15 protein-coding genes are annotated in these 21,311 nt (G+C 61.8%); 10 read left to right on the plus strand and 5 right to left on the minus strand.

From position 1 onward, the window contains the following. Positions 1–28 precede the first annotated feature (28 nt). Positions 29–4,927 carry an NAD-glutamate dehydrogenase gene (locus AC1Q6Y_RS09595; protein WP_492624458.1) on the minus strand — a complete coding sequence of 1,633 codons (4,899 nt, stop codon included), beginning with the start codon at positions 4,925–4,927 and terminating at the stop codon, positions 29–31. 502 nt (positions 4,928–5,429) lie between these two features. Here AC1Q6Y_RS09595 and AC1Q6Y_RS09600 point away from each other — a divergent pair. The 7 genes from AC1Q6Y_RS09600 to AC1Q6Y_RS09630 all read left to right on the plus strand — a co-directional run bounded on the left by AC1Q6Y_RS09600 (position 5,430) and on the right by AC1Q6Y_RS09630 (position 12,921). Next, positions 5,430–5,783, plus strand: coding sequence for a hypothetical protein (locus tag AC1Q6Y_RS09600; protein WP_057715001.1), 354 nt, complete (start codon positions 5,430–5,432; stop codon positions 5,781–5,783). A 286-nt stretch (positions 5,784–6,069) separates the two neighbouring features. After that, the gene (locus tag AC1Q6Y_RS09605) at positions 6,070–7,029 is read left to right on the plus strand and encodes an AAA family ATPase (RefSeq protein WP_492624459.1); all 960 of its coding nucleotides are present in this window, start codon (positions 6,070–6,072) and stop codon (positions 7,027–7,029) included. Between the two features lie 5 nt (positions 7,030–7,034). Continuing rightward, the gene (locus AC1Q6Y_RS09610; protein ID WP_057715003.1) at positions 7,035–7,979 is read left to right on the plus strand and encodes a DUF58 domain-containing protein; all 945 of its coding nucleotides are present in this window, start codon (positions 7,035–7,037) and stop codon (positions 7,977–7,979) included. Continuing rightward, the gene (locus AC1Q6Y_RS09615; protein ID WP_057715004.1) at positions 7,976–8,470 is read left to right on the plus strand and encodes a DUF4381 domain-containing protein; all 495 of its coding nucleotides are present in this window, start codon (positions 7,976–7,978) and stop codon (positions 8,468–8,470) included. Before AC1Q6Y_RS09610 ends, AC1Q6Y_RS09615 begins: the two co-directional genes overlap by 4 nt. After that, positions 8,463–9,545, plus strand: a complete 1,083-nt coding sequence (locus AC1Q6Y_RS09620; protein WP_057715005.1) for a vWA domain-containing protein — start codon at positions 8,463–8,465, stop codon at positions 9,543–9,545. Before AC1Q6Y_RS09615 ends, AC1Q6Y_RS09620 begins: the two co-directional genes overlap by 8 nt. Then, positions 9,542–11,275, plus strand: coding sequence for a VWA domain-containing protein (locus tag AC1Q6Y_RS09625; protein ID WP_492624460.1), 1,734 nt, complete (start codon positions 9,542–9,544; stop codon positions 11,273–11,275). Before AC1Q6Y_RS09620 ends, AC1Q6Y_RS09625 begins: the two co-directional genes overlap by 4 nt. Next, positions 11,272–12,921, plus strand: coding sequence for a BatD family protein (locus AC1Q6Y_RS09630; RefSeq protein WP_492624461.1), 1,650 nt, complete (start codon positions 11,272–11,274; stop codon positions 12,919–12,921). Before AC1Q6Y_RS09625 ends, AC1Q6Y_RS09630 begins: the two co-directional genes overlap by 4 nt. Before the next feature lie 6 nt (positions 12,922–12,927). Here AC1Q6Y_RS09630 and AC1Q6Y_RS09635 read toward each other — a convergent pair whose 3' ends face one another. Continuing rightward, the gene (locus AC1Q6Y_RS09635) at positions 12,928–14,511 is read right to left on the minus strand and encodes an ATP-binding cassette domain-containing protein (RefSeq protein ID WP_492624462.1); all 1,584 of its coding nucleotides are present in this window, start codon (positions 14,509–14,511) and stop codon (positions 12,928–12,930) included. Positions 14,512–14,920: 409 nt separating this feature from the next. On the opposite strand from AC1Q6Y_RS09635, the gene AC1Q6Y_RS09640 reads away from it, so the two are divergent. From AC1Q6Y_RS09640 to AC1Q6Y_RS09650, 3 genes are read left to right on the plus strand one after another with little or no spacing between them, the layout of a single operon-like run. Then, a complete protein-coding gene (locus tag AC1Q6Y_RS09640) occupies positions 14,921–16,165 on the plus strand; it encodes an exonuclease SbcCD subunit D C-terminal domain-containing protein (RefSeq protein WP_492624463.1) in 1,245 nt (414 codons plus the stop codon). Continuing rightward, positions 16,162–19,803, plus strand: coding sequence for an AAA family ATPase (locus tag AC1Q6Y_RS09645; protein ID WP_492624464.1), 3,642 nt, complete (start codon positions 16,162–16,164; stop codon positions 19,801–19,803). The genes AC1Q6Y_RS09640 and AC1Q6Y_RS09645 overlap by 4 nt, the downstream gene beginning before the upstream one ends. Beyond that, positions 19,800–20,396, plus strand: coding sequence for a glutathione S-transferase (locus AC1Q6Y_RS09650; protein WP_492624465.1), 597 nt, complete (start codon positions 19,800–19,802; stop codon positions 20,394–20,396). The genes AC1Q6Y_RS09645 and AC1Q6Y_RS09650 overlap by 4 nt, the downstream gene beginning before the upstream one ends. A gap of 114 nt (positions 20,397–20,510) precedes the next feature. Here AC1Q6Y_RS09650 and AC1Q6Y_RS09655 read toward each other — a convergent pair whose 3' ends face one another. The 3 genes from AC1Q6Y_RS09655 to AC1Q6Y_RS09665 form a co-directional block, all read right to left on the minus strand. Further along, on the minus strand, positions 20,511–20,768 hold the full coding sequence (locus tag AC1Q6Y_RS09655) for a hypothetical protein (protein ID WP_492624466.1): 258 nt from the start codon (positions 20,766–20,768) through the stop codon (positions 20,511–20,513). Beyond that, on the minus strand, positions 20,765–20,977 hold the full coding sequence (locus AC1Q6Y_RS09660) for a hypothetical protein (RefSeq protein ID WP_492624467.1): 213 nt from the start codon (positions 20,975–20,977) through the stop codon (positions 20,765–20,767). Before AC1Q6Y_RS09660 ends, AC1Q6Y_RS09655 begins: the two co-directional genes overlap by 4 nt. A gap of 115 nt (positions 20,978–21,092) precedes the next feature. After that, positions 21,093–21,218 carry a hypothetical protein gene (locus AC1Q6Y_RS09665; RefSeq protein WP_256355695.1) on the minus strand — a complete coding sequence of 42 codons (126 nt, stop codon included), beginning with the start codon at positions 21,216–21,218 and terminating at the stop codon, positions 21,093–21,095. Positions 21,219–21,311 lie beyond the last annotated feature (93 nt).

The following is a 21,311-nucleotide window of genomic DNA, read 5'->3' on the forward strand; positions in this document are numbered from 1 at the left end:
ATGCGGGGCTTTTTCATTCAACGCCTGATCAGGCAGCCGGTTCCAGCTCGGCGGCGGCAACGGTGGCAGGCACCACCGCTTGACCGCTCAACGCCAGGTCCAGCAGTTCGCGGTTCGCCACCGCGTACATGGCGTAGTCGGTGCCGCTGGCGGCACGGATTTCCACCAGCATGGCACGCCAGCGTTCGATCATACCTTCATGCTGCTGCATCCACAGGTCCAGGCGTGTTTCCACCTCCAGGGAACCGTCGCCCTGTTGCAGGACCGAGATGGTGATCGCACGTTGCTGCCAGTCGACATCATCACGGAACGCTTCACGGGCCAGGGCCTGCCAGTTGTTTTCAACCGGCAGAGCGCTGATCTGTTGCAGGTACCAGGTGATGTCCAGTGCACTGCCCACGGCGAAGTAGGCCTTGGCCACGTCGGCAGGATCCTGGCCGGTCACGTCGGAAGCCTCGATGATCGGCAGCAGCGTATACAGGTGCGTGGTGCCCGCCACCATGCGCGCCAGCAACTCCGGCACACCGGCTTCGACGTACGCCTGATAACGGGTCTGCCAGGTTTCGCGGATCTCGCCACTGAGCAATTCGTCGAGTTTGAGGCCCAACGCCGCCAGATGCGGACCGAAGTGCGCGACGTCACGGGCAGCGTTCTGCTCGTTGCGACGGGCACGCAGGAACCAGCGCGTGGCGCGACGGCCCAGGCGCATCAGCTCGTCCATCAGCTCCAGTTGTACGTCGGCGGAAACCTTGTAGTCCAGGTTTTCAATCTGACGGAACCAGTGCGGGAGGTGGAAAATGTCACGCACGATCACATAAGCACCGGCCACGTTCGCCGGGCTCATGCCGGTCGACTCTTTGAGTCGTTGAACGAAGGTGATACCCATGTGGTTGACCAGATCGTTGGCAATCTGGGTGCTGACGATTTCGCGCTTCAGACGGTGACGACGCATCGCCGCGGAGAACTTGCTCACCAGTGTTGGCGGGAAAGCGGTTTCCATGTCGCGGGTCAGGTAGTCGTCGTCCGGCACCAGGGAGCCCAGCAACTGCTCCTTGAGGTCGATCTTGCTGTACGAGATCAGCACCGACAGCTCGGCACGGGTCAGGCCATGGCCTTCGGCGATGCGCTCGTTGATCGCTTCTTCGGCCGGCAGGAACTCGATGGCGCGATCCAGCTTGCCGCGACCTTCCAGGTCGTTCATCAGGCGCTTGTATTCGGCAATCCGCGGCAATGCACGGCGGGCTGCCAACGACAGGGCCTGAGTCTGCTTGTAGTTGTTACCCAGCACCAGACCACCGACTTCGTCGGTCATGCTCGCCAGCAACTCATTACGTTGCTTGTCGGTCATGTCGCCGGCCTGAACCACTTCGTTGAGCAGGATCTTGATGTTCACTTCGTGGTCGGAGCAGTCCACACCACCGGCGTTGTCGATGAAGTCGGTGTTGGAACCGCCGCCATTGAGGCCGAACTCGACGCGACCCAGTTGGGTCATGCCCAGGTTACCGCCCTCGCCCACGACTTTGCAGCGCAGTTCGTTGCCGTTCACCCGCAGTGCATCGTTGGCCTTGTCGCCGACATCGGCGTGGCTTTCGCTGCTGGCCTTGACGTAAGTACCGATACCGCCGTTCCACAACAGATCCACCGGCGCCTTGAGCAAGGCGTTGAGCAGTTCGGTCGGGGTCAGCTTGTCGGCCTGGATATCGAAGCGTTCCTGCATTTGCGGGGAAATCGCAATGCTCTTCGCGCTACGGGAGAAGATGCCGCCGCCTTCGGACATGAGGCTGGTGTCGTAGTCCGACCAGGCCGAACGTGGCAGGTCGAACAGGCGCTGACGCTCGGCGAAGCTCGACGCGGGCTCAGGGTTCGGATCGATGAAAATGTGCAGGTGGTTGAACGCTGCGACCAGTTGCAGCTTGTCGGACATCAGCAAGCCGTTACCGAACACGTCACCGGCCATGTCGCCGACACCGACCACGGTGATGCTGTCTTCCTGGACATTGATGCCGCGCTCGCGGAAGTGGCGCTGTACGCCGACCCACGCGCCCTTGGCGGTGATGCCCATTTTCTTGTGGTCGTAACCGGCCGAACCGCCGGACGCAAACGCGTCACCCAGCCAGAAACCGTAGTCGATGGCGATGCCGTTGGCGATGTCGGAGAAGGTCGCAGTGCCCTTGTCCGCCGCTACGACCAGGTACGGGTCATCGTCGTCATGACGCACGACGTTGGCCGGCGGCACCAGGGCGCCGTCCTTCAGGTTGTCGGTGATGTCCAACAGACCCGAAATGAAGATGCGGTAGCAGGCGATGCCCTCGGCCGCGATCTCGTCACGGCTGCCGCCCAGTGGCAGGCGACGCGGCAGGAAGCCGCCCTTCGCACCCACCGGCACGATCACCGAGTTCTTCACTTGCTGGGCTTTTACCAGGCCCAGGACTTCGGTACGGAAGTCTTCTTCACGGTCGGACCAGCGCAGGCCACCACGGGCCACGTTGCCGAAGCGCAGGTGCACGCCTTCGACGCGCGGCGAGTAAACGAAGATTTCGAACTTCGGTACAGGCTTGGGCAGCTCGGGAATCAAGTGCGGGTTGAACTTGAAGCTGAAGTACGACTTGTTATGGCCGTTGGCGTCAGTCTGGTAGAAGTTGGTGCGCAGGGTGGCCTTGATCAGGTCCAGGTAGCGACGCAGGATGCGGTCTTCGTTCAGTACCTGAACGTCGTCCAGGGCGCTGAGGATCGCGTGTTCCAGGCGTTGCTGCTTGTCTCCCAGATCTTCGCCGGTCAGCTTGCGCGCCAGGTAGAAACGGGTCTTGAACAACCGGGTCAGCTCGTGAGCGATGTCGGTGTGGTTGTTCAGGGTGCTGGCGATATAGCCCAGGTCGAAGCCCAGACGAATCTGCTTCATGTAGCGGGCGTAGGCACGCAGCAGCGCCACGTCGCGCCATGGCAGGCCGGCGGTCAGTACCAGACGGTTGAACCCGTCGTTCTCGGCATCGCCACGCACGATGTGGACGAATGCGTCCTGCAGCGTGTCGTTCAACTGCTGGATGTCGAGTTCCAGGCCTTCGGCGGCGGTGAACGCGAAATCGTGAATCCAGAACTCGCGGCCACTGTTGTGGCGCAGGCGATACGGGAACTCACCCAGCACGCGCAGGCCGAGGTTTTCCAGGATCGGCAGCACGTCGGACAGCGCCAGCGGGGTATCGGCGTGGTACAGCTTGCAGTGCAGCATGCGCTGGCCGGAAACCTGACCCAGCGGCTGGTAGAAGCTCATCACCAGCGGATTTTTTTCGTTGAGGCTCAGCAGGTGCTGCATGTCGACCACAGCCGAGTGGGCTGCGAAACGCTCGCGGTAACCGGCCGGGAAGCCTTTCGGGAAGTCGGCCAGCACGTTGGTGCCATGGGCTTCACCGAAGCTTTCAACGGTCAGGGCGGCGTAGTCGTCCTGCCAGCTGCGGCAGGCCTGCACCACTTCTTTTTCCAGCAGCAGCGGGTCGATATCGAGGCGGTTTTTCGGGTCGACGCGCAGAATCAACTGCACGCGGGCCAGCACGGACTCGGAGAAGAAGGTCCAGAACTCGCAGTCCGAGGCTTTCAGGCGATCCATCAGCACCTGCTGGATCTTCTGGCGCACTTCGGTGGAATAGATGTCACGCGGCACGTAGGCCAGGCAGTAGCAGAAACGGCCGTACGGGTCTTTGCGCAGGAACACGCGAATCTTGTTGCGTTCCTGGATCTGCACGATCGACATCACGGTGCTGAACAGCTCGTCCACCGGGGTCTGGAACAGATCGTCGCGCGGCAGCACTTCGAGCACCTGCGCCAGTTCCTTGCCCAGGTGTGCCTTGGCCTGGAAACCGGAACGACGTTCGATTTCCTCGACCTTGCGGCGGATGTACGGGATCACCCGCACGCTCTCGCCATACACCGACGAGGTGTACAGGCCCATGAAACGGCATTCCTTGATGACCTTGCCGTCGGCGTCGATTTCGCGGATCGACACGTAGTCCGGGTAAGCCGGACGGTGTACACGGCTTGGGTGCGCGGCCTTGGCGAACGACAGCAGGGTCGGTTCGCGCAGGTAGTTCACAGCGTAGTCTTCGATGCGCAGGTCATCGTAGGTCAGGCCGGCACGCAGCAGCTTGGTCAGGCCGAGGAAGGAGTCCTTGTCGTAGACGATATGGCCGCCATCGGCTTCATCGCTGACCACGAACTCTTCATAACCGAGGAAGGTGAAGTGGTTGCCCACCAGCCATTCCAGGAAGCTCTTGATTTCGTTCTTCTCGTCGCCATCGACAGCGAACCGGCTGCTGTCCAGCTTGGTCAGGATGTCCTGGACCTTGGCCTTCATCGGCTCGAAATCGCCGACGGCCACGCGGACTTCACCGAGCACCTGCTCCAGCTCTTTGCTCAGCACATTGAGCTCGGCGGTGTTGGCGCAGCGGTCGATCTCCAGGTACATCAGCGACTCTTGCTGAATGTCGTCGCCCTGGGTGCCTTTAGGCAGGATTTCCAGCAACTCGCCCTTGCTGCCACGACGCACGCTCAGCACGGTGGTTTGCAGGGTATGGATGCTGTAGCCGCGGCGGTTCAGCTCGGTACGCACCGAGTCCACCAGGAAAGGCAGGTCGTGGTGTAGCACTTCGACCGCGGTATGGGTCGACTGCCAGCCGTGGCGTTCGTAATCAGGGTTGTAGACGCGCACTTGCGGCTGCGCGTGATCAAAGCGCTCAAGCATGCGCCATGCAGAAAGGGTGCAGCCAGCAAGGTCGGACAACCGACGCTGGGTCAGCTCGTCAAGGGAAATGATGCCGAAGAATTGTTCAGAAAACAGCGCCACTTGTGGCAGTGCCTGTTCACTGATGTGCTGCGCCAGTGCCGCTTGCAGTTGGTGCTGGAAGTCGGCTTTGCTGGCTGCGGTGAAGAACGCCATCTGTGGTACTCCGCTTGGGCTTGTTATTGATGAAAGCGTCGCGTGCAAAACCCCTTTCGGGGTGGTCCGTCACCCGGTTCCTGATTCTCGGGCAGAGGAAACAGGGTGACAGGTGGGTGAAGCTGGACGAGACACTCAGGTCACATTCACCTTCCGTGAATGGGCATCTGCAAAAACGACTGGACTGCGTGCAGCGCAATGTCTTTACGGGTGCTCATCCGTTGCGCAGCTTAACGAGTGCGGCAAGGCCCGTGCTTGCGGTGCTGCGACATATTCGGTCAACGGTACGCTGCTCAACGCATGCGCATCGAACAACACTAGCATTCGCACAGGAAAATGACGGTTTTCCGTCCGGTTTTACGGGACATGCGTACCAGAAATGACCAGTAACACTCTGGCCGTCCACACCCGGTCATCGACACTCGGACAAGCAGAAATGTGCGCGGGCTGGCAGAATCGCCCGTTATTGCGTTTACCACGCTCGTCGAACCAGGAATTTCCCATGAAAATGAAAACTGCCCTCTTGATCGTCAACCCTTGCGACGACGAAGAAGACAACATGGCCATGCTCTGCTGCCACAGCGACCAGGGCGAAATGTTCCTGATGAGCCGCTACCCGGATGAAGACGAGCTGGAAATCACTCTGGACGGCGAGCCTTCGACCCTGGACGGCGTGAAAGTCACCCTAAGCCCTTCCCTGCTGAAGATCGAAATTGCCGCGGCTGATGCCGATGCGCTCAACGGCGACGATGTATTGGAAATCACCTTTGATGCCGACATGGTGGATATGGATGAAGTTGAGCTGACCTTGAAGAACATTCTTGATGGCACTGGCACCTTCATTAGCCAGCTCTGAATATCAGCGCCTGTTCCGACCTCATCGCGAGCAAGCTCGCTCCCACATTTGATTGCATGCCTCAGTGACGGCGTGGTCCCCCGTGGGAGCGAGCTTGCTCGCGATGGCGTCAGTAAGCCCGCCACAATACTGAAATGGAACGAACCGCCAACAATTTCACCCATCTTTTCCCGCACTTTGCGCAAAATGCCGTTAGTCGCCACCCCCCGCGATGGATTAAAGTAACGCCCCCAGCCCTGGCGCATTTCGAACGTCCTCGGCCACCCTTTTGCAGGAACAGTCATCGATGGAACATCGTGAAGCGCTGCTAGCGCTGCGAACCTTTCTTTCAACGCAGATTCTCGGCCAGGAAAAACTCATCGAGCGATTGCTCATCGCCCTGCTCGCCGACGGCCATATGCTGGTCGAGGGTGCTCCTGGCCTGGCCAAGACCAAGGCCATCAAAGAACTTGCCGAAGGCATCGAAGCGCAGTTCCACCGCATCCAGTTCACTCCTGACCTGTTGCCGGCCGACATTACCGGTACGGAAATCTACCGCCCGGAAACCGGCAGCTTCGTGTTCCAGCAAGGCCCTATCTTCCACAACCTGGTATTGGCGGACGAAATCAACCGCGCCCCGGCCAAGGTCCAGTCGGCCTTGCTCGAAGCCATGGGCGAGCGGCAAGTCAGTGTCGGGCGCAGCACCTACGAGCTGTCGCCGCTGTTCCTGGTGATGGCCACGCAGAACCCGATCGAGCAGGAAGGCACCTACCCATTGCCGGAAGCCCAGCTTGACCGGTTCCTGATGCACGTGAAAATCGGCTTTCCCGATGCCACTGTCGAGCGCCGGATTCTGCAGCAAGCCCGTGGAGAAGCCCTGAACGGCGAAGCGAAGCCTGAGCGTCGGGTTACTCAACAGACGATTTTTGTCGCACGCAAGGAAATCCTCGGTCTGTACATGGCCGACGCCGTGGAGGAGTACCTGGTACAACTGGTCATGGCCACCCGCACCCCGGCCAAATTCGACACGGAGATGGCCGAGTGGATCGCCTACGGCGCCAGTCCCCGAGGTTCGATTGCCCTGGACCGCTGCGCCCGCGCCCACGCCTGGCTGGCCGGGCGTGATTTCGTCAGCCCGGAAGACATCCAGGCCGTGCTGTTCGACGTGCTGCGCCATCGCATCATTCTTTCCTTTGAAGCCGAAGCCGCTGGCATCGATCAGGACCGTGTGGTCCAGCGGATTCTCGACGTCGTAGCCGTCGCTTGACCCCGATGAACGCCAGCCTGCCGCCCGAGCCGGGCATCCGTGTCAGCCTCGCCGACCTGATCGAGATGCGCCATCGCGTGCGCGAAGTGCAGCTGTTTTCCACACCTGGCCAACGCAGCCCGCTGATCGGCCTGCACCATTCCAAATTGCGCGGGCGTGGCGTCGACTTCGATCAGGTGCGGGTCTATCAGGCCGGCGACGATGTACGCACCATTGACTGGCGTGTGACCGCGCGCACCCAGGAGCCCCACACCAAGCTGTTCCACGAAGAACGTGAGCGGCCGATCTTCATCATGGTCGAACAAAGCCACCGGCTGTTTTTCGGGTCGGGCCTGATGTTCAAGTCGGTGCTCGCCGCCCAGGCCGCGAGCCTGATCGGTTGGGCAGCCCTGGGCCACAACGACCGGGTCGGCGGGCTGGTGTATGGCGACAATGAGCACTATGAAATCAAGCCTCGGCGCAGCAAGCAAAGCCTGCTGCAGTTGCTCAACCGGCTGGTGCGGGTCAACCGGTCGCTGACCACCGAGGGCGAGCCGGACCGCGACGCCTTTGGCATTGCCTTGCGCCGAGCGCGTGAGGTGTCACGTCCGGGCAGCCTTGTCATTGTGATTTGCGACGAACGCGCGCTATCGGAAAGCGCCGAGCAACAGCTGAGCCTGTTATCGCGTCATTGCGACCTGTTGCTGCTGCCGGTGTCCGATCCGCTGGATCATGCCCTGCCCGCCGCCGGCCTTTTACGTTTCGCCGAACGTGGAGCGCAATTGGAACTCGATACGCTGAATTTCGACCTGCGCCAGGCTTACCGGGCCCAGGCTGAAGCGCGTATCGCGCGCTGGGAGCTGCTCGCGCAAAAACTGCGGGTGCTGATGATGCCGTTGAGCACTCAGAGCGAGATGGTCGAGCAACTGCGCGAATACCTGAACCCACAGAAACCGGGGAAAGGTCGATGAGCAGCCTTGATCAACTGCAACCACTGATATCCCCGCCACCGGTGGAATTCTGGCCTCCGGCACCGGGTTGGTGGTTGCTGCTTCTGTTGGTGCCGCTGATCGGTTTGGGCCTGTGGAAGCTGCGTCGTTTTATTCCGGACAGGCGTCCCGTGGTGCGTGCAGAACAGCCGCTTGACCCGGTGCGTCTTGCCGCCCTGGCGGAGCTGGCCTTGATGCCCAAACCCTACGACGGTGCGCCGGCCGGTGCCTGGCTGCAGCAACTCAACGGTTTGCTCAAACGCCTGTGCCGCAACCACTACCCCTACAGCCAGAGCCACACCCTCAACGGGCGAAAATGGCTGGCGTTCCTCGACAATCGCTGCCCGGCCGCCGGCCTGACTCGCTGGATGGTGCTGGTCGAAGGCGCCTACAAACCCGAATGCAAACTCGACGACAAGGCCATCGCCGGCCTGACCCAGGCCGTCGACACATGGATTCGCAAGCATGTTTGAGTTCGCCTGGCCGTGGATTTTTGCCCTTCTGCCGCTGCCGTGGCTGATGCGCATCATATTGCCGGTGGCCGACAGTGGCGAACCGGCGCTCAAGGTCAGCTTCCTCAGCGACCTGGAAGGCCTCGCCGGGCGTCGCGCCCGGGCCAACCTGCCAGCATGGCGCCAGCAGGCACCGTTCATAGTGCTGTGGCTGTTGCTGCTGGTCGCGGCGGCCCGCCCGCAATGGCTCGGCGAACCCTTGCCGATTGCCGCCAGTGGCCGTGACTTGCTGGTGGCGGTGGACGTTTCCGGTTCCATGGACTTCCCTGACATGCAGTGGCAGGACGAAGAAGTGAGCCGACTGGCGTTGGTCCAGCACCTGCTCGGCGATTTCCTCGAAAGCCGCGAAGGTGACCGGGTCGGCCTGATCCTGTTCGGTAGCCAGGCCTACCTGCAGGCGCCGCTGACCTTCGACCGCCACACCGTGCGCGTCTGGCTCGATGAAGCGCGTATCGGCATTGCCGGCAAAAACACCGCCATCGGCGATGCTATCGGCCTGGCCCTCAAGCGCCTGCGTTCTCGTCCGGCAACAAGCCGCGTGCTGATTCTGGTCACCGACGGCGCCAACAATGGCGGTGAAATCGACCCGTTCACCGCAGCCCGGCTGGCGGCCAAGGAAGGCGTGAAAATCTATCCGATCGGCATTGGCGCCGATCCAGAGCAAAGCGGTTCCGTGGGTTTCCTCGGCGTGAACCCGAGCCTGGACCTCGACGAGCCGTCCCTCAAGGCCATCGCCGAAGTCACCGGCGGCCAGTACTTCCGCGCCCACGATGGCAAGGAACTGCAATCGATCAAGGACACCCTTGACCAACTGGAGCCCGTGACCCAGCAACCGACCCAGGCCCGCCCGGCCCAAGCGTTGTATCACTGGCCGCTGGCCCTGGCGCTGTGGTTGAGCATGCTGCTGCTGGCCCCCGTACTCTGGCCGGACAACCCGTTGCAACGCCTGTTTACCAGGGATCTGTTTTTGCAAACGCAATTGCTGCCTGACTGGCGCCAGCGTCTCAAACGCCTGCGCCTGCGGAGGCGCCGATGAGTGCGCTGTGGCCGTACTGGTTCCGCCCCTGGTGGCTGCTGTTGCTGCCGGTGCTTGGCTGGTTGCTCTGGCAACTCTGGCACCGCAAGAAGCGCGCTGGGCGCTGGCAAATGATCCTGCCTGCGGCGTTTCACACGACATTGCTCAGCGGTGGCAGTGGACGTGACAGTAAATTGCCCTGGATCGCCCTCGGTCTCGCGTGGCTGTTGACCGTGCTCGCCCTGCTGGGTCCGGGCTGGCAGCGTGTCGAGCAGACCAGTCAAAAGCCCGCCGATCCGCTGGTGGTGATTCTCGAACTGACCCCGGAAATGCTCGCCACCGACGTCACACCCAACCGACTCGAACAGGCACGACGCAAGGTACTTGATCTGCTGCAGATTCGCAGCGACGCGCAAACCGCCATCGTCGTCTACGCCGGCAGTGCCCACACGCTGGTGCCGCTGTCAGATGATCTTTCCACCAGCCGCAATCTGTTGGATGCGCTGAAACCGTCGTTGATGCCAGCGGCCGGTCATCGCGCCGATCTGGCGGTGCTCAAGGCCCTGGCGTTACTCGAACAGGCTGCTTTGGGCGATGGCCGGATCCTGCTGATTGGATCGTCCCTGACCGACCAGGAGCGGCTGGGCATCCGTCGCGCGCTGAACGGCAAATCGACTCAATTTTTGATGCTCGGCATCGGCACCGCCGAAGGCTCGCCGATCACCCAGGAAGACGGCAGCTTCCTCAAGGATGAACAAGGCGCCATTCTAGTGCCGCGCCTGGACGAGCCCGGCTTGAAAAATTTTGCCAACGACCTGGATGGGCGCTATCGCCAGGCGCGCCTGGACGATAGCGACCTGCACGCCCTTGGCCTGCTCGACGGCCCACGCCACTTGCGCAACGACGGTCAGACCTTGCGCCTGGACACCTGGGCCGATCAGGGGTACTGGCTGCTGCTGCCACTGCTGCTGCTCGCGGCCTGCGCGGGGCGTCGCGGTTGGCTGTTGTGCCTGCCGCTGCTATTGGCGCTGCCTCAACCGAGCTACGCCTTCGACCTCGCAGACCTTTGGCTGCGTCCGGATCAACAAGGCTCGCATTTACTCAAGCAGAAACGCCCCGCCGAGGCCTCCCGACGCTTCGAAAATCATCAGTGGCAAGGCGTGGCGCTCTATGAGGCCGGCGACTACGCAGGCGCTGCCGAGCGGTTTGCCGAAGGCGACGATGCCCACTCCCACTACAATCGAGGCAATGCCCTGGCCAAAAGCGGTGAGCTGGAGGCAGCCCTGGACGCTTACGAACAGGCACTGGAACGTCAACCGGATTTGCGTCCGGCACTGACCAACAAGGCGCTGGTCGAACGCCTGCTCAAGGAGAAAAATACTCCTCCTGAGCCAGACGCCGCCAGCAACGCCCGGCCCGAAGCCGAATCGCCGGAGCCACCGCCAGGTGCCGCCGCACAACCCTCGAGCAGCGGCGAACCGAAAACCGAGGGGCAACCGGCCCGCCCGGGTGAGGAACAACCACCCACCACACCGCCGAAACCGGGGGGCAACGAGGTTCCGGGCAGCGAACTGGGTGACGAACAACACACCACACCGCCCTTGCGCCCGGCCACCGACAGTATCGAAGGTGAGCAGCGCCAGGCACTGGAGCAATGGCTGCGACAGATCCCGGATGACCCCGGCGAACTGCTCAGGCGCAAATTCTGGTACGAACAGCAACAACATCAGGATCAGGAAGAAACTCGATGACCCGCTTCACCGTTTTATTGCTCGCGCTGCTGCATGGCCTGTTGTTCTGCACCGTTCAGGCACAGGCAGCAGAACTGGTCGCCAGTGTTGATCGCAGTCGCCTGAGCTCAGGCGAGACGGTCGAGCTGACCCTGGAATCCAGCGATGTCACTCAGTTCGGCAAACCGGACCTGGCGGCGCTGGAGCCGTTGTTCGAAGTGCGCGGCACACGCCAGGTCAACCAGCTGAACACCCTGAGCGGAGAAAACCAGGCCACCACCCGCTGGATCGTCACCCTCCTGCCCCGGCAAAACGGCAGCGTGGTGATTCCGTCATTGCAACTGGGGGAACTGCAGAGCCAGCCGATCACCCTGCAAGTGGTCGAGAGCGCAACACCGGAAAACCCGAACCAGCGGGCCGCGGTGTTCATCGATGCCAGCCTCGATCAAGCCAGCGTGTACGTGCAGGCCCAGGCGGTCCTGACCCTGCGCATCTACCATTCGGTATCGCTGTACGACGACAGCAGCCTGCCACCCTTGCAGATACCTGACGCACGCATCGAACAATTGGGCGACTCACGCACCTACGAAAAGGACATCGACGGCCTGCGCCATGGCGTGATCGAAATGCGCTACGCGATCTACCCGCAACACAGCGGCGAACTGATCATTCCGGCACAGGTCTTCAACGCCGCACTGGTCGACCCACAACCGGTACAGGACGCAGCCCAGGGGCCAAAAGCCGGCAAGCTGATGCGCGTCACCTCGGCCGAACTGCTGTTGACGGTCAAGGCCAAACCCCTCACCTATCCGGCCGACGCGCCCTGGCTGCCTGCCCGCAGCCTGACCCTGAGCGAAATCTGGAACCCGGAGCCGGATCACACTCAGGTCGGCGATTCGCTGACCCGCAGCCTGACGGTGAAGGCCGAAGGCTTATCCAGCACCCAACTGCCACCGCTGCCCGGCACCGATGTCGGCGGCCTGCGCCGCTACCCGGATCAACCGGTGCTCGGCAACCAGAACAGCGAACGCGGCCTGGTCGGCAGTCGTGAAGACCGTGAGGCCCTGGTGCCGACAAGGACCGGCGCCATCGAGCTGCCCACCGTCGACGTGGTCTGGTGGAACACCTTCGAAGATCATCTGGAACACAGCAGCCTGCCTGCTCGCACGCTGCACGTGGTGGCCAATCCGAGCCTGCTGGTCGACACCCCGGCCGGCGCCTCACCGATCGATGCCAGCGCCGACAGCGAAGCACTCTGGCGCTGGAAGCTCAGTACCTTGATCCTGGCCTGCACCACCCTGCTCGGCTTTGGCCTCTGGTGGCGTGCCCGCTGGCAACCGGCGGTGGCGCGTGTCGCGCAAACCGGCCCGAGCCCGCGCACCGTGCTCGACGACCTCAAGCGCGCCTGCCAGGCCAACGACTCCCACGCCACCCGCCAGGCCCTCGACGCCTGGGCCCGCCAGCAGCCGGAAACCCTGGCCGACATGGCCGCCCGCTTCGTACCTCTGTCCGACGCCCTCGACGGCCTGAACGGCGCGCTGTACAGCGAAACCGGCCAGTATTGGCAAGGTGACGAACTGTGGCGGGCGATCAAGGCGATCCCGATGGCCGAACGGGTTCAGGACCCTGTCGGTGACAGTGGGTTGCCGCCGCTTTATCCGAAGTGATTGTTTTTAGCTTTTGAGATGAAACTCAGCATCTAGATGAATAGCGTGTAAAAAAGCGCAATCGTGAGAAACCACGATCAATGCCCCTTGGTATTGATTAAGCATCTGCTCCAGCGCGATTCTACTGGGCAGATCCAAATGGTTATCCGGTTCATCCAGCAACAGCAATTGCGGCGGCCGCTGTGCATACAACTGTGCAGCGAGTGCTATTTTCAGGCGTTCGCCGCCACTCAACTGGCGGGTCTTGAGCATCGCACGGTCAGCATCAATCCCCGTCTGCGCCAAGCGGGTTCGTGCCTCGGCTTCGGGCAGCGCAGGATTGCTCTCGTAGAGCCATTGCACCGCCGTACGTTCGGGGTACTGCAACCCGGCGTGTTGATCCAGCCAGCCGACATGGCAACTGCGGATGAGCTCGCCTTCGTGCACTGGCAGTTGGCCAGCGATCACTCGCAACAGGGTCGACTTGCCGCTGCCATTGGCGCCCAGGATGGCCACGCGCATAGGTCCCGTCAGCGTCAAATTGACCGGCGCCGCGTAACCGAACGGGAGAATCACGTCGTTGAGTTGTACAATCAGCTTGCCATTGGGCACTACGCTTTCTGGGGACAACATCATGCGTTGAATGTCCGGCGCGCACCGTGCGCGGGCCTCGGTGATCCGTTGTTGCTGCTGCTCCCGGGCCACCTGTTGATTGAGGCGCAATTTTCCCTGACTGTTTTCACTGCGCTCTTTCTGGGCGTTGGTGATCAGCTTGGTCTGATTACCATCACGGGCCTGACGGTCGCCGCGGGCATTACGCCGTTGCTGACGCTCCATCTGCACGACCATCTCACGTTGCTCACGCTTGGCTTGCGCCCGCTCCCCTTGCAATGCCGACTGGAACGACTGCTGTTCTTGCTCGCGCGCCGCCGCATACTGACTGTAGTTGCCGCCATAAACCGCCAGCCCCAATGGCGACAGCTCGACAATTTCATTCACGTGTTCCAGAAGGCCTCGGTCGTGACTGATCAACACCAAGCCGTTCGGCCAGCGATCGATCTGCTGCGCGAGCTTGTGTTGCTGATCAATATCCAGGTGGTTGCTGGGTTCATCGAAAATGAGCCAGTCGGCTCTGGAGAGCCATGCCCCGAGTAGTGCCACCCGCTGTCGCTCGCCACCACTGAGTGCGTCGGTTCGGGAGTCGCCCTTCAAATGACCCAGACCGATCTGCGCAAGCTGCGCCTCAAGACGTGTGGCGCAATCCCATTGGTCCACCGCCAGCGAATGGTCGTCATCGTCGACACTGCCTTGGGCAATGCGATCCAGCGCCGCGAGAATATGGTCGACCCCGGCCAGCGCGGCAACGCTGGGGTAGCGCTCGGGCTCCAGTAATTGCGCCACGGTGTAGACCCGCCCTTCGCGACGGACGATGCCGCCGGTGGACAGTTGCTCCCCCGTCAGCAGCCGGCCGAGCAACGACTTGCCGCAGCCATTGGCACCCACGATGCCGGTGGCCCTGGTACTGAAGGTGTGGTTCAAGTGATCGAACAGCACGCGCCCGTCGGGCAGGTTGAACGAAACTTGATCGAGTTGGAGTAACCGTTGAGTCATGGCGCTTCCTTATACAATCGGCCCGATAGGCACTGAACCACTCCCTGATGGTGCGCAACAGCACCCGGTGGATGGGCAATAACTGTGAACACGGCGCCCGCCCACATCTGAAAATGACCTTCGAACAGCATGCCGGCCCTGATCGACGTCGAAAGATCTTGTATCACCCTCAACACCAGACGCCCCGAGGGCCAATGTACCTCGACAAGGCGCGCCCCTCTACCAACAACAAGTTCGAATGAGCGCAGCCGCGGCAGTTCCTACATTGGATATGCGCATACTCTGTAGGAGCTGTCGCAGGCTGCTTTTTTTGCCTTCTGCATTCCCGACCGTTTGCCAGTAAACTCTTCCCCCTTTCGCCGCCTTCATTTTTCACGCGGCCATTACCTATTTTGTAGCGGAGTTCGCCTTGCGCTTGTTTCACACCTCCGACTGGCACCTCGGGCAGAACCTGCACGGCCAGGATCGCGATTTCGAACACGGCTGTTTTCTCGAGTGGCTGTTGCGTCAATTGAAGCTCGACCAGCCGGATGTGCTGTTGATCGCCGGCGATATCTTCGACACGGTCAATCCGCCGGTCAAAGCCCAGGAGCGTCTCTACGACTTCATCGTCGGCGCCCACGAACAGCAGCCGTTGCTGACCATCGTGATGATTGCCGGCAACCACGACTCCGGCTCGCGGATCGAACTGCCCGCGCCGTTGATGCGCCGCTTGCGCACTCACGCGCTCGGTCGTGTGTTGTGGCTGGATGACGGGCAACTGGATGCCGAGCGTTTGCTGTTGCCGCTGCCGGATGCCAAGGGCAAAACCGTCGCCTGGTGCCTGGCGCTGCCGTTCCTGCGCCCTGCCGAAGTCACCGGCGCGCATCTGGGCGACAACTACCTGCGTGGCATTGGCCAGGTCCATGAATGGCTGATCGAGGCGGCGAACGCAAAGCGCAAGAAAGGCCAGGCACTGATCGCCATCAGTCACGCGCACATGGCGGGCGGTTCGGTGTCGGAAGACTCGGAGCGCAGCCTGATCATCGGCAATGCCGAAGCCCTGCCCGCCAGCCTGTTCGGACCGAGCATCAGTTACGTTGCCCTCGGTCACTTGCACAAGCCGCAGAAGGTCAACGGCGAGGAGCGCATCCGCTACAGCGGCTCGCCGATTCCGTTGTCGTTCTCCGAGATCAGCTATCAGCACCAGATCCTCGACATCAAACTCGATGGCGAAACCCTGGTCAGCGTCGAGCCGAAACTGATCCCCCGCGCGGTCAACCTGCAACGCATCGGCCCGGCGCCATTGAGCGAGATCCTGGTTCAACTGGCGGACCTGCCGAACATCGACCTGTTGGCCGACATCCAGCGCCAGCCATGGCTGGAGGTGCGTGTGCGCCTCGACGAACCGCAGCCCGACCTGCGCAATCAAGTGGAAACCGCCCTGCAAGGCAAGGCCGTGCGCCTGGTGCGCATCGCCGCCGAGTACGCCGGCAACGGCGGCCGTGACGGTGCCGACGAAGGCAGCACGCTGATCGAACTGGACCAACTCACGCCTCAGGAACTGTTCAGTCGCGCCTGGCAGGACAACTACGGCAGCGAGGTCGACGAACAGACCCTCAAGGACTTTGCCGAGCTGTTGCAGGACGTGCAGATGGAGAGCGAACAACCATGAAAATCCTCGCGATCCGCCTGAAAAACCTCGCCTCCCTGGCCGGGCCATTTGAAATCGACTTCACCGCCGAACCCCTGGCCAGTGCCGGACTGTTCGCCATCACCGGCCCCACCGGCGCGGGTAAAAGCACCTTGCTCGATGCACTGTGCCTGGCGCTGTTTGGCGCCGTACCGCGCCTGAACAACACCGGCCGCGACGCCAAGGTGCCGGACGCCGACGGCGAAATCGCTACCGGCGACCCGCGCACCCTGCTGCGTCGCGGCACGGGTGAAGGCTATGCGGAAGTGGATTTCGTCGGCGTCGACGGCCGCCGCTACCGCGCCCGCTGGGAGGCCAATCGCGCCCGGGACAAGGCCGCTGGCAAGCTGCAGGCCAGCCGCCAGAGCTTGCGTGACATCGATCAGGATCAATTGCTCGCCAGCCAGAAAGGCGAATACAAGACTCAGCTCGAAGCCGCGCTGGGGCTGAATTTCGAACAGTTCACCCGCGCGGTGATGTTGGCGCAAAGCGAGTTCAGCGCGTTCCTCAAGGCCGACGACAACGACCGCAGCGAACTGCTGGAAAAACTCACCGACACCGCGCTCTACACTCGCCTCGGTCGTCGGGCCTTCGACAAGACCAAGGAGGCCCGCGAGGCGCACAAGCTGCTGCAGGATCAGGCCAGCGGGGTAACGCCGCTGTCACCCGAAGCCCGCGCGGAACTGGATGAGCGCTTCAGCCAGGCGCAGCAACAACTCAAGACCCAACAGGCGCAGCTCAAGCAGCTTGAACTGCAGGACACCTGGCTCAAGGACCTGCGTCGATTGCAGGACGAGCATCTGGCCGCCAGCGAACAACTGCAATCGGCGCAGACCCACTGGGAGGCCTTGGCCAGCGAGCGGTTGAGGCTCACCCGTCTCGAACAGCTGGCCCCGCAACGGCACCAGTTCGCCCGTAAAGCCGAGGTCGACGCGCTGCTGACACCCTTGGCGGCGCAAATTGCCTTGCAGACGCAGCAACATGGCGAACTCGGTGAGCGCCAGACGCTGCTTGAGCAACAGCTCGGCAGCGCCCGGATCGCCTTGAGCGAAACCCAACAGCGACAAGCCGACAGCGCGCCGTTGCTGCGTCAGGCCTTTGAAGCCCAAAGCACCCTCGCTCGCCTGGCCAAGGACACCGCCCTCAGCGCCGAAGCCAGGCAACAGGCGCAACAGGCCTGCACCCAGGGCCAGGGCACGATTCAGACCTTGCTCGATCAGCAAGCCCGAGGCGCCGGGGACTTGCAGCGCATCGCCACCGGGCTTGAGCAAAGCACGCATCTGGCACCGCTGAGCGATGCCTGGAATGCCTACCGTGATCGCCTGCAACAGTTGATGCTGATCGGCAATCGACTGAATCAGGGCCAGGCCGAACTGGCCAGCCTCGAACAAAACGCCGCGAGCACCGACCAGGCGCTCACCGCGCAGAAGCAGCAACTGGAGGTGCTGTTCAAGGAGGCCGGTGCCGAACCGGATGCCGTCGCCGAACAGATCGGCATCCTGGGTAGCCTGTTGCAGGACAACCGCAAGCAACTGCGCGCCGTCGAAGACCTTGCGCGCCTGTGGGCCAGCCAGCAGGACCTGGACAAACGCAGCGCCGAGCTGCAACAGCGCCAGCTCACCGCGCAGCAGGAGCGCGAACGCCTGACCCAGGACGGGGTCAAGGCCAAGGCTGATCTGAGCGTTGCCGAACAGACCCTCAACGTCACTCGCGAACTGCTGGAGCGTCAGCGTTTGGCGCGCAGTGCCAGTGTCGAAGAGCTGCGCGCGCAGTTGCAGAACGATCAGCCATGCCCGGTCTGCGGCAGCAACGAACATCCGTATCATCAGCCGGAAGCCCTGCTGCAAAGCCTCGGTCGCTTTGATGAAAGCGAACAGGCCAACGCGCAAAAGGCCGTCGACCTGCTCAAGGAAAAACTCACTGACCTGCGTGCCGAAGTCGGCGGGCTGATCGCCCAGCAAAAGGAACTGCTGCAACAGCAGGAGCAACTGGCGACCCAGCAGCAAGCCCTCGCACCGAGCCTGGAAGCGCACCCGCTGGCGGCCCAACTGCTGAATCAGGATGCCGCCAAACGCGATGCCTGGCTCGTTCAGCAAAACAGTCAGCTCAACCAAAGCATCAGCCAGGACGAGCAACGGCAGAGCGCGCTGCTCACCCTGCAACAGGATGCCGCACGCCTGACCCAGCAACTGCGCCATGCCGAAACCGCGCACCAGCAAGCGGCCCAGCACCTGAGCAATCAACAGCGCGAATTGAACAACGACCGCCAGCGTCTGGACGAAGAACTCAAGGCATTCGCCAACCTGCTGCCGGCCGAAACCCTGCAAGCGATGCGCGTCGAACCGGCCGCGACCTTCATGCAGCTCGACCGGCAGATCGCCGAGCGCCTGGCGCAACTCGAACAACAAAAGGAAGAACTGGCCGAGCAGCAACAGCGCCAGCAACACCTGGAGAAGGAACAGGATCGCCAGCAAAGCCGCGTGCAGCAATTGCAGGCCGCCGAACAGCAATTCAATGGACTGGCCGAGCAGCAACAGGCGAGCCAGCACACACTCGGGCAATTACTCGGCGAACACAGCAGCGCCGAGCATTGGCAACAGCAACTGGAACAGACCGTGGAACAGGCGCGCAGCGCCGAAGCCAGCACTGCGCAGACGTTGCAAAGCGTCGTCACGCAGTCAGTGCAAATCGCCGCCGAGCTCAAGGCCCAGCGGGAACGCTTGCATGCACTGGAAGGCGAAGAACTTGAGCTCGCCGGCAAGATCGGCGACTGGCGTGCCCGTCATCCCGAGCTGGATGACGGCGGCCTGGAAAACCTGTTGAGCGTCGACGACACCCAGGTCAGCGAACTGCGCCAGCGCTTGCAGCACAGCGAAAAAGCCATCGAACAGGCCAACGTCCTGGTACAGGAGCGCAACAAACACCTGCTCAATCATCAGGCACAACAGAACGGCAATCTCGATGCCGAGCAATTGGCCAGTGCGCTGATCGACCTGCAAAACCTGGCCGCCGCCAGCGAGCAACACTGCGCCGAACTGCGCGCCGAGCAGGCCGAGGACCAGCGCCGGCAGAACGCCAATCAGGCCCTGGCGCAGCAGATTGCCGACGCCTACAACGAGTATCAACGCTGGGCACGCCTGAATGCGTTGATCGGCTCCGCCACCGGCGACACCTTCCGCAAGATCGCCCAGGCCTACAACCTCGACCTGCTGGTGCATCACGCCAACGTGCAATTGCGCCAACTGGTGCGCCGCTATCGCCTCAAGCGCGGCGGCAGCATGCTCGGGTTGCTGGTGATGGACACGGAAATGGGCGACGAACTGCGCTCGGTGCACTCACTGTCCGGTGGCGAGACCTTCCTGGTATCGCTGGCGCTGGCCCTCGGTTTGGCGTCGATGGCGTCGAGCACGTTGAAAATCGAGTCGCTGTTCATCGACGAAGGCTTCGGCAGCCTCGATCCCGAATCCCTGCAACTGGCCATGGATGCCCTCGACGGCTTGCAGGCCCAGGGCCGCAAGGTCGCAGTGATTTCCCACGTACAGGAAATGCATGAACGGATTCCGGTGCAGATTCAGGTCCAGCGCCAGGGCAACGGCCTGAGTACCCTGGAGGTGAAATGAACACGCTGTATTCCTTCCGCCGCTGCCCGTACGCCATGCGCGCACGCATGGCCCTGCGTTATTCGGGAGTGGCCGTGGACATCGTCGAAGTCAGCCTGAAGGCCAAGCCCGCCGAGATGCTCGCGCTGTCGGGCAAAGGCACGGTACCGGTGCTCAGCGCCGATGGCCGGGTGATCGACGAAAGCCTCGACATCATGCGCTGGGCCCTGGCTCAGAACGATCCGCAGGACTGGTTGCTCAAGGATGATCCTGTCGCAGCGGAGCAAATCGCCCCTTTGATTGAACAGAACGATCAGGTGTTCAAGGTGCACTTGAATCGCTACAAGTACGCGGACCGTTATCCCGAGCAGCCGATGGAGGTTTATCGCAGCGAGGGTGAGGTGTTCCTGCGCAGGCTGGATCAGTTGCTGGAAGGGCGCGACTATTTGCTGGCGGACCATCCAAGTCTGGCGGATGTGGCGTTGATGCCATTCGTACGACAATTCGCCCATGTCGATCGCGAATGGTTCGGGCAGACGCCTTACCTGCGCTTGCAGGCATGGCTACAGCGGCTTTTGGAGTCGGACCTGTTCACATCGATCATGAAGAAATAACCATCCCCTGTAGGAGCCAGCCTGCTGGCGAAGGTGTGTCAGTTGACGCTGTGGTGCCTGATACACCATCGCCAGCAGGCTGGCTCCTACAAAGGTCCGTGGTGCGTCGAAGACTCAGGCCAGCACCTGACACATCCCGATGGCCGAGCAATCGACCTGGAACGGGCCGAAAACCACACCTTCACTCCTGATCGGCGGATTGCCGGCCAGCATGCCCTGCACACTGGCGTTTTCGATGCTGCGGGCAATGTTGTGGTTGGCTTCGATGGCCCGTGCCACCGAGCCTGCCGAGCCCTGTCCGATCCCCAACAGGGAGGATCCGTTGGTCATGAACGCCAGGAAAGCGATGACCCAGAGTCTGTGTCCTTTCATGCGCCGACGACTCCTGCGAGTTCAGCCTGATCAACGCTGTCGTTTTGCGCACGGTGTTCAAACTGGATGCCGGGATGAGCGACCTGTATCGGTGCTTCGAAAGAGGATTGCGCCTGTGCTGAAAGGCTGACCACCAGCACCATGGCCAGGTAAAGACCGATCGCCACATAGGCGCCGTGTTTGGCAGAAGTGAGAATTGCGCTGGCCATGATGTTCTCCGCAGGCATGTTTCAATGCCCACAGAATCGATCAAAAAAGCCTGGTTAACCACTCAGGGTTATCCATAGTGACCATCAACTTCATTGATCATTAAGCCAGACTATTTCAGTCTTCAATAAAACTCATCAAGCGTTCGCGCGCAGCATCCGGCTCAACCGGAACGGGGTCAGCTGCCGATAGAATGGGGGTGGAATAGAGAAAAAGTAGAACCAATGCCAGACGCGTCACCATGCTGTCGATCCTTGCCGTGAGGAGGAGTCAAAAAATCAGCGTCAATTTAAACGCATGGCAATGTGATATCAAGCGCGACATTGATGGCAAAGT

The organism is Pseudomonas sp. GW823-FHT06E10 (genome assembly GCF_058794995.1).

Excerpts from the sequence above, each read along its gene's own strand:
- AC1Q6Y_RS09595 (WP_492624458.1), bottom strand. The coding sequence starts at position 4,927 with ATGGCGTTCTTCACCGCAGCCAGCAAAGCCGACTTCCAGCACCAACTG.
- AC1Q6Y_RS09600 (WP_057715001.1), top strand. The coding sequence starts at position 5,430 with ATGAAAATGAAAACTGCCCTCTTGATCGTCAACCCTTGCGACGACGAA.
- AC1Q6Y_RS09605 (WP_492624459.1), top strand. The coding sequence starts at position 6,070 with ATGGAACATCGTGAAGCGCTGCTAGCGCTGCGAACCTTTCTTTCAACG.
- AC1Q6Y_RS09610 (WP_057715003.1), top strand. The coding sequence starts at position 7,035 with ATGAACGCCAGCCTGCCGCCCGAGCCGGGCATCCGTGTCAGCCTCGCC.
- AC1Q6Y_RS09615 (WP_057715004.1), top strand. The coding sequence starts at position 7,976 with ATGAGCAGCCTTGATCAACTGCAACCACTGATATCCCCGCCACCGGTG.
- AC1Q6Y_RS09620 (WP_057715005.1), top strand. The coding sequence starts at position 8,463 with ATGTTTGAGTTCGCCTGGCCGTGGATTTTTGCCCTTCTGCCGCTGCCG.
- AC1Q6Y_RS09625 (WP_492624460.1), top strand. The coding sequence starts at position 9,542 with ATGAGTGCGCTGTGGCCGTACTGGTTCCGCCCCTGGTGGCTGCTGTTG.
- AC1Q6Y_RS09630 (WP_492624461.1), top strand. The coding sequence starts at position 11,272 with ATGACCCGCTTCACCGTTTTATTGCTCGCGCTGCTGCATGGCCTGTTG.
- AC1Q6Y_RS09635 (WP_492624462.1), bottom strand. The coding sequence starts at position 14,511 with ATGACTCAACGGTTACTCCAACTCGATCAAGTTTCGTTCAACCTGCCC.
- AC1Q6Y_RS09645 (WP_492624464.1), top strand. The coding sequence starts at position 16,162 with ATGAAAATCCTCGCGATCCGCCTGAAAAACCTCGCCTCCCTGGCCGGG.
- AC1Q6Y_RS09650 (WP_492624465.1), top strand. The coding sequence starts at position 19,800 with ATGAACACGCTGTATTCCTTCCGCCGCTGCCCGTACGCCATGCGCGCA.
- AC1Q6Y_RS09655 (WP_492624466.1), bottom strand. The coding sequence starts at position 20,768 with ATGAAAGGACACAGACTCTGGGTCATCGCTTTCCTGGCGTTCATGACC.
- AC1Q6Y_RS09660 (WP_492624467.1), bottom strand. The coding sequence starts at position 20,977 with ATGGCCAGCGCAATTCTCACTTCTGCCAAACACGGCGCCTATGTGGCG.
- AC1Q6Y_RS09665 (WP_256355695.1), bottom strand. The coding sequence starts at position 21,218 with ATGGTGACGCGTCTGGCATTGGTTCTACTTTTTCTCTATTCCACCCCC.